13 protein-coding genes and 1 pseudogene are annotated in these 15422 nt (G+C 65.5%); 4 read left to right on the top strand and 10 right to left on the bottom strand.

Going from position 1 to position 15422, the window contains the following annotated elements:
* Nucleotides 1–64 precede the first annotated feature (64 nt).
* The 7 genes and pseudogenes from QFZ70_RS05925 to QFZ70_RS05895 form a co-directional block, all read right to left on the bottom strand.
* Complete coding sequence (locus tag QFZ70_RS05925; RefSeq protein WP_307094508.1) at nucleotides 65–1792, bottom strand: ABC transporter ATP-binding protein; 1728 nt, start codon at nucleotides 1790–1792, stop codon at nucleotides 65–67.
* Nucleotides 1789–2802, bottom strand: coding sequence for an ABC transporter permease (locus QFZ70_RS05920; RefSeq protein ID WP_307094507.1), 1014 nt, complete (start codon nucleotides 2800–2802; stop codon nucleotides 1789–1791). The genes QFZ70_RS05925 and QFZ70_RS05920 overlap by 4 nt, the downstream gene beginning before the upstream one ends.
* A gap of 2 nt (nucleotides 2803–2804) precedes the next feature.
* Nucleotides 2805–3897 (bottom strand): annotated as a pseudogene (locus QFZ70_RS05915) (ABC transporter permease).
* Nucleotides 3898–4027: 130 nt separating this feature from the next.
* Nucleotides 4028–5659 (bottom strand): ABC transporter substrate-binding protein, encoded by a 1632-nt coding sequence (locus tag QFZ70_RS05910; protein ID WP_307094506.1) that lies wholly within the window; start codon nucleotides 5657–5659, stop codon nucleotides 4028–4030.
* Between the two features lie 246 nt (nucleotides 5660–5905).
* Nucleotides 5906–7045 carry a tRNA 2-thiouridine(34) synthase MnmA gene (gene mnmA, locus QFZ70_RS05905; protein ID WP_307094505.1) on the bottom strand — a complete coding sequence of 380 codons (1140 nt, stop codon included), beginning with the start codon at nucleotides 7043–7045 and terminating at the stop codon, nucleotides 5906–5908.
* 132 nt (nucleotides 7046–7177) lie between these two features.
* On the bottom strand, nucleotides 7178–8407 hold the full coding sequence (locus QFZ70_RS05900) for a cysteine desulfurase family protein (RefSeq protein WP_307094504.1): 1230 nt from the start codon (nucleotides 8405–8407) through the stop codon (nucleotides 7178–7180).
* A gap of 9 nt (nucleotides 8408–8416) precedes the next feature.
* Nucleotides 8417–9127: a metalloregulator ArsR/SmtB family transcription factor gene (locus tag QFZ70_RS05895; RefSeq protein WP_307094503.1), complete on the bottom strand. Its 711-nt coding sequence runs from the start codon at nucleotides 9125–9127 to the stop codon at nucleotides 8417–8419.
* A 337-nt stretch (nucleotides 9128–9464) separates the two neighbouring features.
* Here QFZ70_RS05895 and QFZ70_RS05890 point away from each other — a divergent pair, with 337 nt between their 5' ends.
* The 4 genes from QFZ70_RS05890 (at nucleotide 9465) to QFZ70_RS05875 (ending at nucleotide 12605) form a co-directional block, all read left to right on the top strand.
* Nucleotides 9465–10409 (top strand): J domain-containing protein, encoded by a 945-nt coding sequence (locus QFZ70_RS05890; protein WP_307094502.1) that lies wholly within the window; start codon nucleotides 9465–9467, stop codon nucleotides 10407–10409.
* Between the two features lie 22 nt (nucleotides 10410–10431).
* Nucleotides 10432–10899 carry a tRNA (cytidine(34)-2'-O)-methyltransferase gene (locus QFZ70_RS05885; RefSeq protein WP_307097809.1) on the top strand — a complete coding sequence of 156 codons (468 nt, stop codon included), beginning with the start codon at nucleotides 10432–10434 and terminating at the stop codon, nucleotides 10897–10899.
* 238 nt (nucleotides 10900–11137) lie between these two features.
* Complete coding sequence (gene sigK, locus QFZ70_RS05880) at nucleotides 11138–11746, top strand: ECF RNA polymerase sigma factor SigK (protein ID WP_104042365.1); 609 nt, start codon at nucleotides 11138–11140, stop codon at nucleotides 11744–11746.
* A 1-nt stretch (nucleotide 11747) separates the two neighbouring features.
* Entirely contained in the window at nucleotides 11748–12605 is an 858-nt protein-coding gene (locus QFZ70_RS05875) for an anti-sigma factor (protein ID WP_307094501.1), read from the top strand.
* Between the two features lie 88 nt (nucleotides 12606–12693).
* On the opposite strand, the gene QFZ70_RS05870 is transcribed toward QFZ70_RS05875, so the two are convergent.
* From QFZ70_RS05870 to QFZ70_RS05860, 3 genes are read right to left on the bottom strand one after another with little or no spacing between them, the layout of a single operon-like run.
* Complete coding sequence (locus QFZ70_RS05870) at nucleotides 12694–13473, bottom strand: PIG-L deacetylase family protein (RefSeq protein ID WP_307094500.1); 780 nt, start codon at nucleotides 13471–13473, stop codon at nucleotides 12694–12696.
* Between the two features lie 3 nt (nucleotides 13474–13476).
* Nucleotides 13477–14430 (bottom strand): electron transfer flavoprotein subunit alpha/FixB family protein, encoded by a 954-nt coding sequence (locus QFZ70_RS05865; RefSeq protein WP_307094499.1) that lies wholly within the window; start codon nucleotides 14428–14430, stop codon nucleotides 13477–13479.
* Between the two features lie 14 nt (nucleotides 14431–14444).
* On the bottom strand, nucleotides 14445–15245 hold the full coding sequence (locus QFZ70_RS05860) for an electron transfer flavoprotein subunit beta/FixA family protein (protein WP_307097808.1): 801 nt from the start codon (nucleotides 15243–15245) through the stop codon (nucleotides 14445–14447).
* Between the last annotated feature and the right edge of the window lie 177 nt (nucleotides 15246–15422).

The raw sequence follows: 15422 nt of genomic DNA, 5'->3' as shown, positions 1-15422 counted from the left end.
GGGTGTTAAGCGCCGGTGCCGGCATTGCTCACCGGCGCTCAACAGGGGTTTGGACCTCTACCGGTCAGATGCCGAGCAGTGCCCTGTGTTCTTCACGCCGCCTGGCCTGTTCCTGCGGATCCGGTACGGGCAGGGACGCGATGAGCCGCCGCGTGTAGTCATACTGGGGGTTGCCCATCACCTGGCTGCCGATCCCCTGCTCCACCAGCCTGCCCTTGTACAGCACGCCCACCCAGGAGGACAGGGTGTCCACCACGGCGAGGTCATGGCTGATGAAGAGGCAGGCAAAGCCGAACTCCTGCTGGATGTCCTTGAACAGCTCCAGGACTTTCGCCTGTACCGAAACGTCCAGGGCCGACGTCGGCTCGTCAGCTATCAGCAGCCGCGGATTCAGGCTGAGGGCCCGCGCCAGGGACGCGCGCTGGCGCTGGCCGCCGGACAGCTCGTGCGGGTACCGTCCGGCGTACGACGCCGGCAGCTGGACTGATTCGAGCAGCTCGCCTACGCGTTTCCGCGCCTGCGCCGGGCTTGGCTTGGTGTGGATAACCATGGGTTCGGCGATGCAGTCCCCGATGGTCAGTTGCGGGTTGAAGGAGGCGGCCGGGTCCTGGAACACGAAGCCAATGTCCTTCCGGAGCGGCTTGAAGGTGCGTTCCCGGAGGTTCAGCATCTCGTAGCCCAGCACGCGGAGGCTGCCGCCGGTGGTCCTGTTGAGGCCGGCGATGGCGCGCCCGATGGTGGTCTTTCCGGAGCCGGACTCCCCCACCAGTCCGAACACTTCTCCCCTGGACAGGGTGAAGCTGACCCCGTCCACGGCCTTGAACGCAGGCGTTCCCAGCCTCCCGGGGTACTGGATGGTCAGGTTGCTGGCTTCCACCAGGACTTCCTCATCCTGGTGCGCCCGGCTGGTCAGCCCTTTCGAGGCGGAGTTGTGTCCAAGGTGGGGCACCGCAGCCAGCAGCTTTCGGGTGTAGTCCTGCCGCGGTTCTGCAAACAGGGTGCGGGCAGGCGCTTCCTCGACGACGTCTCCCTGATACATCACCACCACGCGGTCTGCGAGGTCTGCCACCACCCCCATATTGTGCGTGATGAGCACGATGGAGGTCCCGTACTTGTCCCGCAGGTCCCGGAGCAGGTCCAGGATTTCGGCCTGGACTGTGACGTCCAGCGCGGTGGTGGGTTCGTCGGCGACGATCAGGCCGGGATTCAGTGCAAGCGCCGCGGCGATGACCACCCGCTGCTTTTGCCCGCCCGAGAACTGGTGCGGGTAGTAGTTGACGCGGTTTTCCGGATCGGGGATGCCGACCTTGCGGAGGGCCTCGATGGCCCGGGCCTTGGCTTCCTTCGCTGAAACCCGTTTTCCTCCGGCGCCCGGGTGAGCGCGGATGCCTTCGGCAATCTGCCAGCCCACGGTGAAGACCGGGTTGAGCGCCGTGGACGGTTCCTGGAAAACCATGGCCACGTCCCGGCCACGGATTTGGCGGAGGCGGGCGGCACTGACGCTGATGACATCAGCCCCGTTGATCACCACTGCCCCCAAGCTGCTGGCCGTTTCGGGCAGCAGGCCGAGGATTGTCTTGGCGGTGACCGTTTTTCCGGAGCCGGACTCCCCGACGATCGCGAGCACTTCCCCCTTCCTGACCTCCAGGCTGACGTCCTTGACTGCATGGACAGGACCGCCGTCGGTGGCGAAAGTGACCTGGAGGTGATCGATGTCAAGGACTGGGCGGCCGCCGTCGGACTGGCCTTCGCCGGAATGCCGTCCGGACAAGGGATTAATGTTGACGGTCATGATGCCCTCACTGCTGTCTCGATGGCGGATGTGTCCACCGGCGCCGGGGAGTTGCCGCTTGTGCTCTTGCGCCCGCGCAGGCGCGGATCGTTGAGGTCGTTGATGCTCTCGCCCACCAGGGTCAGGCCCACCACGGTCAGGACGATGGCGAGGCCCGGGAACATGCCGGTCCACCAGATCCCGGAGGTCGTGTCGGCGAGCGCCTTGTTGAGGTCGAAGCCCCATTCGGCGGCCGAGCTGGGTTCGATGCCAAAACCCAGGAATCCCAGTCCGGCAAGGGTCAGGATGGCCTCGGAGGCGTTGAGCGTGAAGATCAGCGGCAGGGTGCGGGTGGCGTTGCGGTAGATGTGGCGGCTCATGATGCGGACGTTGGAGGCACCCACCACTTTGGCGGACTCTACGAACGGCTCAGCCTTCAACCTGACGGTCTCGGCCCTGATGACCCGGAAATACTGCGGAATGAAGACCAGCGTGATGGCTGTGCCGGCGGCGAAAATGCCGCCGATGAGGCTGGACTGGCCGCCGCTGATGACGATGGCCATCACGATGGCCACCAGCAGCGACGGAAAGGCGTACACGGCGTCGGCGATCACCACCAGGATCCGGTCCAGCCACCCGCCCAGGTAGCCGCTGACCAATCCAAGGATGACGCCCACGACGATGGACATGGCCACGGCGACCACGATCACCAGGATTGCGGTCTGCGCTCCCCAGATCACCCGCGAAAGGACGTCGTAGCCGCCTACCGTCGTTCCGAGGAGGTGCTTGCCGCCCGGGGCCTGTTGCGTCGGGAAGTTGCCGTCGGCGTCGGAAAGCTGGGAGAAGCCGTAGGGCGCGAGCAGCGGGGCAAAGATCGCCGTCAACACAAAAGCGCCGGTGAGGATCAGGCCCGCCACCAGCATGCCGCGCTGGAGCCCGACACTCTTGTTGTAATGCGAGATGACGGGAAGGCGCCGGTACCAGGGGGCCCGGGGACTTTCCATCGGGACGGGAACTGCTGGGATGCTCATGGTCAGTACCTCACGCGGGGATCGATCAGCGCGGCGATGATGTCCACGATGAAGTTGGTCATGGCCACGATGATGGCGAGCAGCACCACGATGCCCTGGACGGCGACGAAGTCACGTGCCGTGAGGTAGTTGGCCAGCTGGAATCCCAGGCCCTTCCACTCGAAGGTCTTCTCCCGTGAGCACCGCGCCGCCGAGCATCACGGCGATCTGCAGCCCCATCACGGTGATGATGGGAATCAGGGCCGGCTTGTAGGCGTGCTTGGTGACCAGGCGGTATTCGCTGACTCCCCTGGACCGGCCGGCCTCCACGTAATCCCTGCCCAGGGTTCCAATCACGTTGGTCCGGACAAGGCGCAGGAAGATTCCTGCTGTCAGGAGCCCAAGCGCCACCGCGGGAAGCACGGCGTGGGCAAGGACGTCGCTGAGCGCGGCCATGTTTCCGCTTCGAAGCGCGTCCAGCCAGTAGATCCCGGTAGGGGCCTCGAGGGATGTCAGGGCAAGTTCGCTGGATGTTTTGGCCCTGCCCGCCACCGGGAGCCAGCCCAACCAGACAGCGAAGGTGAGCTTGAGCAGCATGCCCGCAAAAAACACGGGGGTGGCATAGCAAAGAATGGCGAAGACCCGCAGGACGGCGTCGGGCGCCTTGTCCCGGCGGTGCGCCGCGACCATGCCCAGGGGGATGCCTACCAGGAGGGCGACGAGCAGTGCGTTGATGGTCAGCTCGAGTGTCGCTGACCCATAGGTGGTGAGCATTTCGACGACGGCCCGGTTGTCCGTGAGCGTGCGGCCGAAGTTGCCCGTGGCCAGTTGGCCGAGGTATTCGAAGTACTGGACCAGGAGGGGCCGGTCGTAGCCTGCGGCCTGAATCCGCTCCTGAAGCTGGTCCGCGGGGAGCCGTCCGCCCATGGCTGCAGTGATGGGGTCACCGGTGATCCTCATCAGGAAGAAGACCATGGTCACGAGGATGAAGATCGTGGGGAAGATCAGCAGGAAACGGATCAGGATGTACTGTCCCAGCCCCCCGCCGGAGGATTTCTTTGTGGCCGGCAGAAGGCCGTCCGCGTCGCTTGGCGGCGCGTCTATGAGTGTTGTCATGTCTACCTAAGGTTGTCGTTTCCGGCGCTGCGGCCCAGCAGGAGGGCGGCGCCGTGACCAGCACACCGGGGCGGGACGCCCAACAGGCGTCCCGCCCCAGTGTGCGGTCATAACCGGGTGGCGCTTGGACCTACTTGGACATCACGCCAAGACGGGTCTTGAACGACGCGTCCAGGGTCTTTTCGACTCCCTGGACATCCGTTCCCGCCACCATCACCTGGGCACCCTGCAGCAGCGGCAGCGTGGAGAGGTCCTTGGCGATCGCTTCCTGGGCCTGGCCCAGCAGATCGCTCCGCTCCGCCTTGTCCGTGGTCACCAGCTGCTTCTTGACGATGTCCGTCACGGCCGTGTTCTCGTAGTGGTTGCCGAGGAAGTTGCCGGGAATGAAGAACGGGGTCAGGTAGTTGTCCGCGTCCGAGTAGTCAGGGAACCAGCCAAGCTGGTAGGCCGGGTAGGCGTCCGCCCGACGCTCCTTGGTGTAGGTGGTCCACTCCGTTGACTTGAGGTCCACGGTGAAGAGACCTGACTTCTCAAGCTGTTCCTTCACGAGGGCATACTCGTCTGCGGCGGAGGTACCGTACCGGTCCGTGTACTGCAGCTTGAGGTCGACCACCGAGGTGATGCCGGCGTCCGCGAGGACCTTCTTGGCCTTGTCCAGGCTGGGCTTGCCGCTGCCGTCCCCGTAAAGGCTCTTCAGCGGCTCCGTGGCTCCTTCGAATTCCTTGGGGACGTAGGAGTAGACGGGAGTGTAGGTGTTCTTGAAGACCTGGGAAGCGATGACGTCGCGGTCTACGAGGTGGGCGACGGCCTGCCGGACGGCCAGGGACTTGGCGGCATCAGCCTCGGGTGTCTTCGCGCCGAAGGGCATGGTGTCGAAGTTGAACACGATGTAGCGGAGCTCACCGCCCGGACCCTTGTGGACCTTGACCTTGGAATCCTTCTCCAGGTCCGAGACGTCCGTGGCAGTGAGGATGCGGCCGGCGACGTCGATGTTGCCCTGCTGGACATCAAGCTTCAGGTTGTTCGGGTCCGCGTAATGCTTGAGCGTGGCGCCGTCGTTGGCTGCCGCGCCCAGGAGCCCCTGGTAGTCCGGGTTGGGCTTAAAGCTGACCAGTTCGTTCTTCTTGTAGCTTTCAATCGTGTACTGGCCTGCGAACGGCTTTGCGGCGATGATGGCGTCGTCGTCCATGATCTTGTCCGCCGGGAAGACCTCCTCGTCCACAATCGGGCCCGGGTTGGAGGCGAGGACGCCGGGGAACACCTGGTCGTTTCCGGCGGCGAGGGTGAACACGACGGTGTTGGCGTCCGTCGCCTCGATCTTCTCCATGTTCGAGAGGAGCGAAGCGGGGCCGTTGGGATCGTCGATAGCCTTCACGCGCTTGAAGGAGAAGACGACGTCGGAGGAGTCGAGGGTGTTGCCGTTGGCGAACTTCAGGTTTGGCTTGAGTTTCACCGTGTACTCGGTGGGGCTGGTGAAGGAGGCCGACTCAGCGATATCGGGGCTGGCATCGGCGGTACCGGGCTTGTAGTTAAGCAGGAAGGGGTAGATCTGGTTCATCACCATAAACGAACCGCCATCATACGAGCCGGCGGGATCAAGCGTGACAACTTTGTCCGTGGTTCCGTAGGTGATGGCACCGCCGCCGGCTTCGCCGGTCGAGGTTCCGCCGCCGCCTGAGGGGCCCGTGCAGGCAGTCAGTGCCAGTGCGGAAATACCTGCCAGCGCGATAGCGCCGTGCAGTGCCTTGTTGCTCTTCGTCATCTGTGAACTTTCTGTTCGATGAATACGCGCCCCGCCGACCCCTGTAGGGTGCCTCTGCTGAGGCGGGAGCGCGCTGTGCTGATGCGTAGATTCAATCAGAGAGTCAAACCACGGACGGGCCCATTCAGTGAGTTGAGACACAAAATTTACCTGAATGATGCGGGGCTCTCATTTACTGGCGCATTACCGGCGCACAACGAAGAACGCCGCCCCGGCGGAACCGGAGCGGCGTTGGGTTTTTCGGGTTTAGAGCTCGGCGCGCTGGAGTGAGCGGGCGGCGTCGATGGTTGCCTGGCCGAGTACCCTGCTGCCTTGATAGAGGACAACGGTCTGCCCTGGGGCAACGCCACGCAAGGGTGTGGTCAGCCTGACCACCAACTGACCGGCGGCAGGGCCCGCGCCCTCTTCGGCGGGTTCCATGTGCGCTGTCGCGGGGACTGGGTCCCCGTGCGCGCGGACCTGGGCGTAGCAGTCGAACTCCGTGCCCGTCTCCACCTCGGCGATGGGCAGTCCCGCCCAGGACACCTTGATGCCCCGAATTTCGTCGATGGCCAGCAGGGCTTCCGGACCCACCACCACCTTGTTCTCCTTGGGCCGGATCTCAAGGACGAACCGTGGCTTGCCGTCGGCTGCGGGGGTCCCCAGCTTGAGGCCGCGGCGCTGGCCCACGGTGAAGGCGTTGGCACCGGGGTGCTCCCCTACCTTGGCGCCTGTTTCGTCCACGATGTCGCCGGTGGACATGTCGATCTTTTCAGCCAGCCAGCCGGCGGTATCGCCGTCGGGGATAAAGCAGATGTCGTGGCTGTCGGGCTTATTGGCCACCGACAGGCCGCGGCGCTCGGCCTCTGCACGCACTTCAGCCTTGGAAGGAGTTTCAGCCAGCGGAAACATGGAGTGCTTGAGCTGCTCGTGGGTCAGGACACCCAGGACGTAGCTCTGGTCCTTGGCCCAGTCCGCGGCGCGGTGCAGTTCGCGGTTGCCGTCGGCGTCCTCGATCACCTTCGCGTAGTGGCCGGTGCAGACGGCGTCGAAGCCCAGGGCTATCGCCTTTTCCAGCAGCGCGGCGAACTTGATCCGCTCGTTGCAGCGCATGCAGGGGTTGGGCGTGCGGCCCGCAGCGTATTCATCGATGAAGTCCTGGACGACGTCCTCTTTGAAGCGTTCGGAGAAGTCCCACACGTAGTAGGGAATGCCCAGGACGTCGCAGGCGCGCCACGCGTCCCGCGAGTCCTCAATGGTGCAGCAGCCCCGGCTTCCGGTGCGCAGCGTTCCGGGCATGCGGGAGAGCGCCAGGTGGACCCCGACGACGTCGTGTCCCGCCTCGACGGCGCGGGCGGCGGCGACGGCGGAGTCAACTCCGCCGCTCATGGCTGCTAGAACTCGCATACTGGCTTTCTGTTGGGGGTGTTTCCGGCCTGGCCGGTGCTACGGGCCGGTTCTGACTGCAGCAAAGGAGGTAGGCAGGCTTCCGGAAACGATCTTCGCCTATCTATTCTACGGCCTGCGGCAGAGGCACTGTCAGCGGGTACCCAATCCCTGGCGGGCCACGGTACCGGCGGTCTGGATGGAGGACTCGTGGCCGGCCATTCCGGCCTGCCGTGCCCGCGAGTAGGCATCGGGAAGAGCGGCCAGCAGCGCATCGACATCCTCGGCTTTGGAGGAGTGCCCCAGGGTGAAGCGTTGGGCCCCGCGCGCCGTTTCCTCATCCAGTCCCATGGCGAGCAGCACGTGCGAGGGGCGCGGCACACCCGCGGTGCAGGCTGACCCGGTGGACGATTCCACACCTGCCAGGTCCAGGAGGAAAAGCAGGGAGTCCCCCTCGCAGCCGGGGAAGGTGAAGTGCGCATTGCCCGGGAGGCGCCGATCCCCGGCTGCGCCGCGCAGGACCGCTTCCGGCACCCGGTCCCGGACGCCGTCGATGAGGCGGTCACGAAGGGCTGCAATGCGTGCGGATTCCGGGCCGAGGTTTGCAGTTGCAGTCTCGGCGGCCGCCGCGAAGGCGGCGATCGAGGCGGTGTCCAGCGTGCCGGAGCGGACGTCGCGCTCCTGGCCGCCGCCGTGCTGGACCGGGGTGAGTTTCACGGCCCGTCCCAGCAGCAGCGCGCCGACTCCTACCGGTCCCCCGATCTTGTGCCCGGAGACAGACATGGCGTCCAGGCCGGACGCCTTAAAATCAACGGGCAGCGACCCGAAGGCCTGGACCGCGTCGGAGTGGACGGGAACACCGGCGGCGTGTGCCAGTTCCACTATGCGCGCGATGGGCTGGATGGTACCCACCTCGTTGTTGGCCCACATCACGGTCACCAGGGCGATGGTGTCCGGGTCGCGGGATAGCTCAGCTTCCAGGAAGGCCAGATCCACCGTCCCGTCGGCGTCCACCGGAAGCCAGGTGACCTCCGCGCCTTCGTGCCGTTCCAGCCACTCCACGGTGTCCATCACTGCGTGGTGTTCGACGGCGGAGCACAGGACGCGCCGTCGCGCCGGGTTCTCGCCCGCCCGGGACCAGTACAGGCCCTTGACTGCAAGATTGTCCGCCTCGGTGCCGCCCGAGGTGAAAATCACCTCGGAAGGATGGGCGCCTGCCGCTGCGGCGAGGGCTTCCCGCGCATCCTCCACGGCGCGGCGGGCCCTGCGGCCGGAGCCATGGAGGGAGGACGGGTTTCCGGTACGGGCAAGTTCACGCGTCAGCGCAGCCAGTGCTTCGGGAGAAAGAGGCGTGGTGGCTGCATGGTCGAGGTAAACGGGCACCCTGTAATTCTAGCCGCCTTGCCCTCCTGGCTCCCGGCCCCGGGTCTGCACCGCTCCGGCCGGAGGCATGATCCGGGCGCAGCAGTGGCCGGGCTGGTCTGCGGGCGCGACGCGGTCTGCTGAAGCGTCGAAGCGGGTTGCGGCGCCCCGGAGGAATGCACCGTTCATGGTGCAGACGACGCCCGGATGCTTGTTCGAAAGGCGGTGGAAAGGGCAGTTCGGCAGGAGGAAACCGCCGTCGCCATCCGGCTCCGGGCGGTAGCCCGCCTGGACCAGGAAGTCCTCCAGGGTTTTCGCGGCCTCAGCCTGGGAGCGCCCTTTCCGGAATGACTCCGCAGGCAAGGCTTCGGCGACGGGCTCACCTTCTGTTGTGGACCTTTCGATCGCCGAGGCCATCAGTTCGCCGGCGAGGTCGTAGTTCCGGTCCGGCACGGAGGCACCGATCTCGCCTGCAACGGGGCGGTACATCTTGGCGGGACGGCCTGAGCCCGGCCCCGATTTCCCCGGCGGCTTGTGGAACTCAACGGCCAGCAGGCCGTCCTGCACCAGCCGGTCCAGATGGAAGGAGACAGTGCTTCTGGGAATTCCGGTGGCACCGGCAACGTCATCCCGGCCTACGGCTCCGGGCGAGGCCGCCACAAGCTCGAAGAGTTGCAAGCGCTTTTCATCGCCAAGGGAAGCGAGTGCCGCCATCCGGTTCGCCCAGGAAAGTCTGCTCATCTGCCCACCGATCCAAAGTCAAGATGCGTTGATTATAGACCCCGTCAACCTGCTGCTGCTCGGAGCTTTCTTCGACGTGGCACTGCTTGACTTTGGAGTGCGGGCCGGTGCCCACGCCTCAACCGGCCCTCCCGCCGGAACACCAAACCCTAGGGCAAGTCCTGCCTCCAGAACGGCCCTCGGGGCTGTCATTTTCACGCCTCTAAACGCCGCCGGCACCAACAACCGGGCCCGGGAAACCTGAAAGCCGGCGCGATCGTTGTCAGGGCAAAGGCCGATATGCTGGGCCCACAGGGCTGCCCCCGGGGACTGGCCATACCAACAGAAGGATGAGTGCTTGACCGAGAGCAGCTCCCACTACCAGGTGCTTCGCGTGGCAGTCACCGCCACCGAGAAGGAAATAAAGGTGGCCTACCGGCGCGCCGCCCGCACGGCCCACCCGGACCACGGCGGGGACGCCGCAGCTTTCCGCCGGGTGACCAGCGCCTATGAAACCCTCATCGATCCACAACGCAGGAAAGCCTACGACCGCTCCTACGCTGCAGGCACCGCCGGGGAGAAAGCGGATTCGGAACCGCACTTTGATGCGCCGGCCGCAGGCAGCAGGGCTTCGGCCACCGTGCACAGGACCGGCGGCAGCCGCAACACTGCCGGGGACCCTCCCGTCTACATTCCGCCCTACAGTCCTGCGGCCCGCGACGTGGTCCCCCTGATCCCCCTGGCAGAAGCCAGCCAGCAGGTCCACGGCATGCCGCGGAAGCGCGGGATCTTCGGGGCCGAAGCGCGGATACAGCGCGAGATGCGCACAGTCCAGCTCTTGACCCGCCAGGTGCTGCCCGCGATTCCGGCCGCGCGGCTCATCAATGGCCTGCAGTCACCGGCGGACAACAGCCACATCGACCACGCCGTGCTCTCCGGCTACCGGCTGGCGCTGATCGGCTCCATGCTTTTGCCCAAGGGCGCGTATGCCTGGGACGGCAGGACCCTCAACCACGGCGGACGCTCCGTGGCCCCGCCGCAGCTGGCACACGTAGTAAGGGCGATGCAGGACATTTTTCCGGAATTGAACATCACCGGCTGGACCGTGGTGCACAGCCCCGGCGGGAATCTTCACGAGCCCGTGATTGACCAGCACCGCCGCTCGGCCGGTGCGTTGGAAAGCGTCAGGATCGTCAACGCAGCCGGAATGGTCCGGGGACTGAAGGAGTTCCTCGCGTCCGGCCCGGCTCCCAACACCGTCAACGTCCCGGTCCTGGCCAGGTTGCTGCGCGGCATGCACTGACCGCGTTGACTAGGATGGAATGGTGTTCCGCATCCTCTTCCACGCCCCCGAAATCCCCGGCAATACCGGAAACGCCATCCGCCTGGCAGCCATCACCGGCGCCGAGCTGCACCTGGTGGAGCCCTTGGGCTTCGACTTCTCGGATGCGAAACTCCGCCGGGCGGGCCTCGATTACCACGACCTCGCGGTGGTCACCGTGCACGGAAGCATGGACGAGGCCTGGCAGCATCTCCAGCCGGAACGCGTGTATGCGTTCACCTCTGACGGAAGTGCCAGCTACACGGACATTGCCTACCAGCCCGGTGACGTGCTGATGTTCGGCCGGGAATCGGTGGGCCTGCCGCCGGAACTGAAGACGGACCCGCACGTCACGTCCACCGTACGGCTGCCCATGTTGCCCGCACTGCGCTCGCTTAACCTGGCCAACGCCGCCTCCATCGCCGTCTACGAAGCTTGGCGCCAGCAGGGTTTCGCCGGCGCGCGGATCTGACACCCCACAGACTTCGATTTCGGGGCGGCACATTTTGCTGCGGCCACGGAACCAAGCGGGTAAAACTTTTGGGCCCGGCCCATCCACCCCGGCTGCCGTGCCGAATCACTCCTGAGAACAATCCACAGCGACCAAGGAGCGGCAGGTGACACTTCTCGGGGCAGATCCCAGGACAGCCCACCGCTTCCCCGGCGGGACTGCTGAGGTTTCATCCCCTGGAGACTTATGCTTGGTAGTGATGGAAACTCCCAACGCGCCTCATTCCGAGGCCCCGGCCACCGTGACGGACACGCCGGCCGACGTCAGCCACCGCCTCGCCGCGCTGCTTGAACAGATAGCCCAGGGCGACCGGGCTGCCTTCGCGGAGTTTTACCAGCTGACCTCCCGACGCGTCTACGGCATGGCGCGCAGGGTCCTCATCGACGCCGAACTCAGTGAGGACACAACGCAGGAAGTATTCCTGCAGGTCTGGCAAAACGCGGCGAAGTTCGACAGGGCCGCCGGCAGCCCGCTCTCCTGGCTCATGACCATCTCGCACCGGCGTGCGGTTGACAAGGTACGGTCGGCACAGTCGGCCACCGACCGTGAAGCCCGTTACGGTGCCAGCACCCAGGACATTGACCACGACAGTGTTTCGGACGAAGTGGGCAGCAGGCTCGAAGCGGAGGCCGTGGTCCGGTGCCTTGGCACGCTGACCGAGACGCAACAGGAATCCGTCCGCCTGGCATACTACGGCGGACTGACCTACCGCGAAGTCGCAGAACGCCTGAACGCGGCAGTTCCCACCATAAAGTCCCGCATCCGCGACGGACTGATCCGCTTGAAGACCTGTCTGGGGGTGAGTTGAAATGACCGATATGAATAGTGGACGCAGCGGCCGTCCGGGTGCCTTCGGCGACACCGTCTCCGCTGACCTCGCTTCGGGCCGTGCCGTTGACTTGGCCGAGCTGTACGCACTGGATGCAGTGACGGAACAGGAACGCAGTGCCATAGATCAGTACATTTCAGCGGCACCGGCAGCGGAACGGGACTCCTTCCACGAACGTGTCCGCCAATCGAGGGAAACGCTCACGCGCACCTTCAAGGCGGAGGAGGAACCACCGGCTGACCTTTTCGACCGGATCGTCGCCCAGTTGCCGGCCCAGGACGCGCGCCGGGATCCGGGCGCGCCCGCTCCTTCCGCCGGCGCATTCACCTCTTCCGCCGCAGGTTCCAGTGACGAGCTCGCCAAAGCGCGGCAGCGCCGGGAAGAACGGCGACGTCCAACCGGCGCCCGGCGCTGGCTCGCCGGGATCGCAGCGGCCGCAGCGATAGCCCTGGGCGGGGTCGGCGTCGGTTCCTACTTCGCGGACCAGAACGACCCCCTGAACCAGGTGGTCCGGGCAGGAGACCTCCGGGAAGCCTCGGTAGACGTGGCCGGCGGCGGCACTGCCACCGTCCAGATTTCCTCGTCCGAGGACGCCGTGGTGGTCAGGATGAAAGACGTTCCTGCCCCGCCCGAGGGCAAGGTTTATCAGATGTGGCTCATTCCCAAGGACGGTTCAGCACCCGTCTCGCAGGGGCTGATGGACGCGGAGGCGCTGTCAAAACCCGCAGTAGTGGAGGGCATCTCCTCCGCGGCAGCACTTGGGATCACGGTGGAGCCCGTCGGCGGCTCCGAGTCCCCCACGATGCCAACCGTCGCTGCCGCCCCGTTGAACGCGTAGCGCTGGCCAACAGAGCAGCATAAAGGGGCCCTGCGGCATTCCGGGTGGAAGGCCGCAGGGCGCCTTCATGAGTTCGAGAGGCAGTTGCCTAGAAACCGGCGATGGTACCGGGCCCGTTGACTGCCACTACATGGAACGCTTCGGCGCTGCGCCCGGCCGGGAGCCCGGCCCGCGCAGCATTGGCGTGCATGCCCTGGCGCACTGTCGCTTCCATAGCCTCGACATCCGGGTGCTGGCTGACGTGGACGTGGATGGCTTCGAGCTTCGCGTCCACGTGCCCGGTGACATCTACGAAGTGGTTTTCCCGTTCGTCCGGCCCGGCGTACAGCCAAAGCCACGGTAGCTTGTACGCTTCCAGCCCGGCCTCGGCCAGTTCGGGGTAGGCGAACGGATTCTCCAAGGCAGGGTAAACAGCGCGGGTCACAGCCTCCCCCACCGCAAGATGGTCCGGGTGGCTTTTTTGGATTCGGCGCCAGTTCCGTTCTGGATGCATGGCCAGCACGACGTCGGGACGCAGTTCGCGGATGAGCCGCACCACTTCCCTCATCACCTCGTGCGAGGGTTCGAGGTAGCCGTCGCGCTGGTGGAGGTAATGGATGTCCGAAACCCCCACCAAAGCGGCGGCTTTGCGCTGTTCAGCGTCCCGCATGGCAATGATGTCCGCCCGGTGGGCCGGATCAAAGCCGCCGGCGTCGCCGTCGGTCATGATGCAGTAGCTGACCTGGACACCCGCCGCCGTCCAGGCCGCGATGGTGCCGGCAGCACCGAAGTCGATGTCGTCCGGGTGGGCAGCAAAACAGAGCACCCGCCCAATCCGGTCCGTGGCCGGGTTGAACGGGCTTTCTGCCTGCGCAGCGAAGACAGCCAATAATCAGCCTTTTCGCTTCTTGATCTCTGCCGTAGCCTGCGGGAGGACGTCGAAGAGGTCTCCGACGATGCCAAAGTCCGCGATCTCGAACACCGGTGATTCGGCGTCCTTGTTCACTGCGACGATCACCTTTGCCGTCTGCATGCCGGCTTTCTGCTGGATGGCACCGGAGATGCCGGCGGAGATGTACAACTGCGGCGAAACGGTCTTGCCGGTCTGCCCCACCTGGGCGTCGTGGCTGATCCAGCCGGCGTCGGTTGCCGCACGTGAGGCTCCCACAGCGGCTCCCAGTGCGTCTGCGAGTTCTTCCACGGGTCCGAAGTCGCCGTCGAGGCCGCGTCCGCCGGCCACCACGATGCGGGCGTCGGTCAGGTCCGGGCGGCCGCTGGCCACCTTCTGCTCGCGCGCGGTGATCCGGGCGGCGGCATCGGTGCTTCCAACGGGAACGTCAACCGTGACGACCTCCGGGGCGCTGGGTGCCGCGGCCGGCTCCGGAGTCACGTTGTTGGCCTTGAGGGTCAGCACGGACACGGGCGTGGTGGCTTTGCAGGCAGTGTTGTAGGAACCGGCAAGGACGGACTTGTGGGCCGTTCCGTCAGCATCCACGCCAACCACGTCGGTAATAACGCCGGCGTTGAGGCGGATTCCCAGGCGGGCGGCAACTTCCTTGCCCTCCGGGGAATTGTCCAGCAGCACGATGGTGGCTCCGGTGCTTTGCGCTGCGGCGGCAAGGTAGGCGGCCTTGGGTGCGACCAGGTAGTCGTTCAAGTCCCGCACGGAGGGGCGGAGAACGGCGCTGACGCCGTACTCGCCGAAGGCAGCTGTTACGTCATCGTGCAGTTCCCCGTTGAGGGCAACGACGCTTTCCCCGAGGGACCGTGCCAGGGTCAGCAGCTCGAGGCTGCTCTTCTTGAGCGCGGTGCCGGGGTTGTCAATAAATACAAGTACTTTTGCCATGTCGGTGTTCCCTCTTAGAGCAGCTTCTGGGCGGCCAGGAAGTCAACCAGCTTGATGCCGGCGTCGCCTTCGTCGGTGATGATGGTTCCGGCAGTCCGGGGCGGCCGTTCCTCCGCGTTGGTCACCGCGGTCCAAGAGCCGGCGTGGCCCACCTGGGCTGGATCCACGCCGATGTCGGCGAGGGATAGGGTGGTGATGGTCTTGCGCTTGGCGGCGATGATGCCCTTGAAGTTGGGGTACCGCGGCTCGTTGATCTGGTCCGTGACGGAGACCAGCGCCGGGAGGGCGGCCTCTACGGTCTCTGAGCTTGTGTCCGCGTCGCGGCGCGCCACGAGCCGTCCGCCGTCCACGTCCAGGGACGAAGCAAACGTTACCTGGGGAAGGCCAAGGCGTTCGGCGAGCTGCGCGGGCACCAGGGAGGTCTCGCCGTCGGTGGAGGCCATGCCGGTGATGATCAGGTCCACCGGTGCATCCTGGTTCAGGTACCGTACTGCTGCCGAAAGCGCCAGCGAGGTGGCCGCAGCATCAGATCCTGCCAAGGCCGCATCGGTCAGGTGCACGCCCTCAGTGGCGCCCATCTGAAGGGACTTCTTGACGGAGTTGACCGCACCGGCCGGACCCATGCTCAGGGCGATGACCTGGTTGCCGGCCTTGCTGCCGCCGCGCGCCTCGGCCAGCTGCAGTGCGGCCTCGAGGGCATACTCGTCCAGCTCCGACAGGATGCTTTCGTCACGGTCAGTCGTGTAGCCCTCCCCGTTGAGGTGACGGTCGAACTGGGCGTCCGGTACATGCTTGACCAGGACGATGATCTTCAATGTCTTTTCCACTGTATCGACAGAAGCCTTCCATGCTTGTGGACAGCCAGCCGGGTAGGGTCATGGCCGCGGAATGCCCGGCATACGGGTAGCTCCTAGCTAACCATATAGGCGCGCCCGTGCGCCGGTTTCCGTTAACGCCTGTGTCAGCCGCCGGCGTTGTTGGCTTGCCGTAAG

Source organism: Arthrobacter sp. V1I9 (genome assembly GCF_030817075.1).
GTDB lineage: Bacteria > Actinomycetota > Actinomycetes > Actinomycetales > Micrococcaceae > Arthrobacter.
This window is presented reverse-complemented; position numbering and strand designations above follow the sequence as displayed.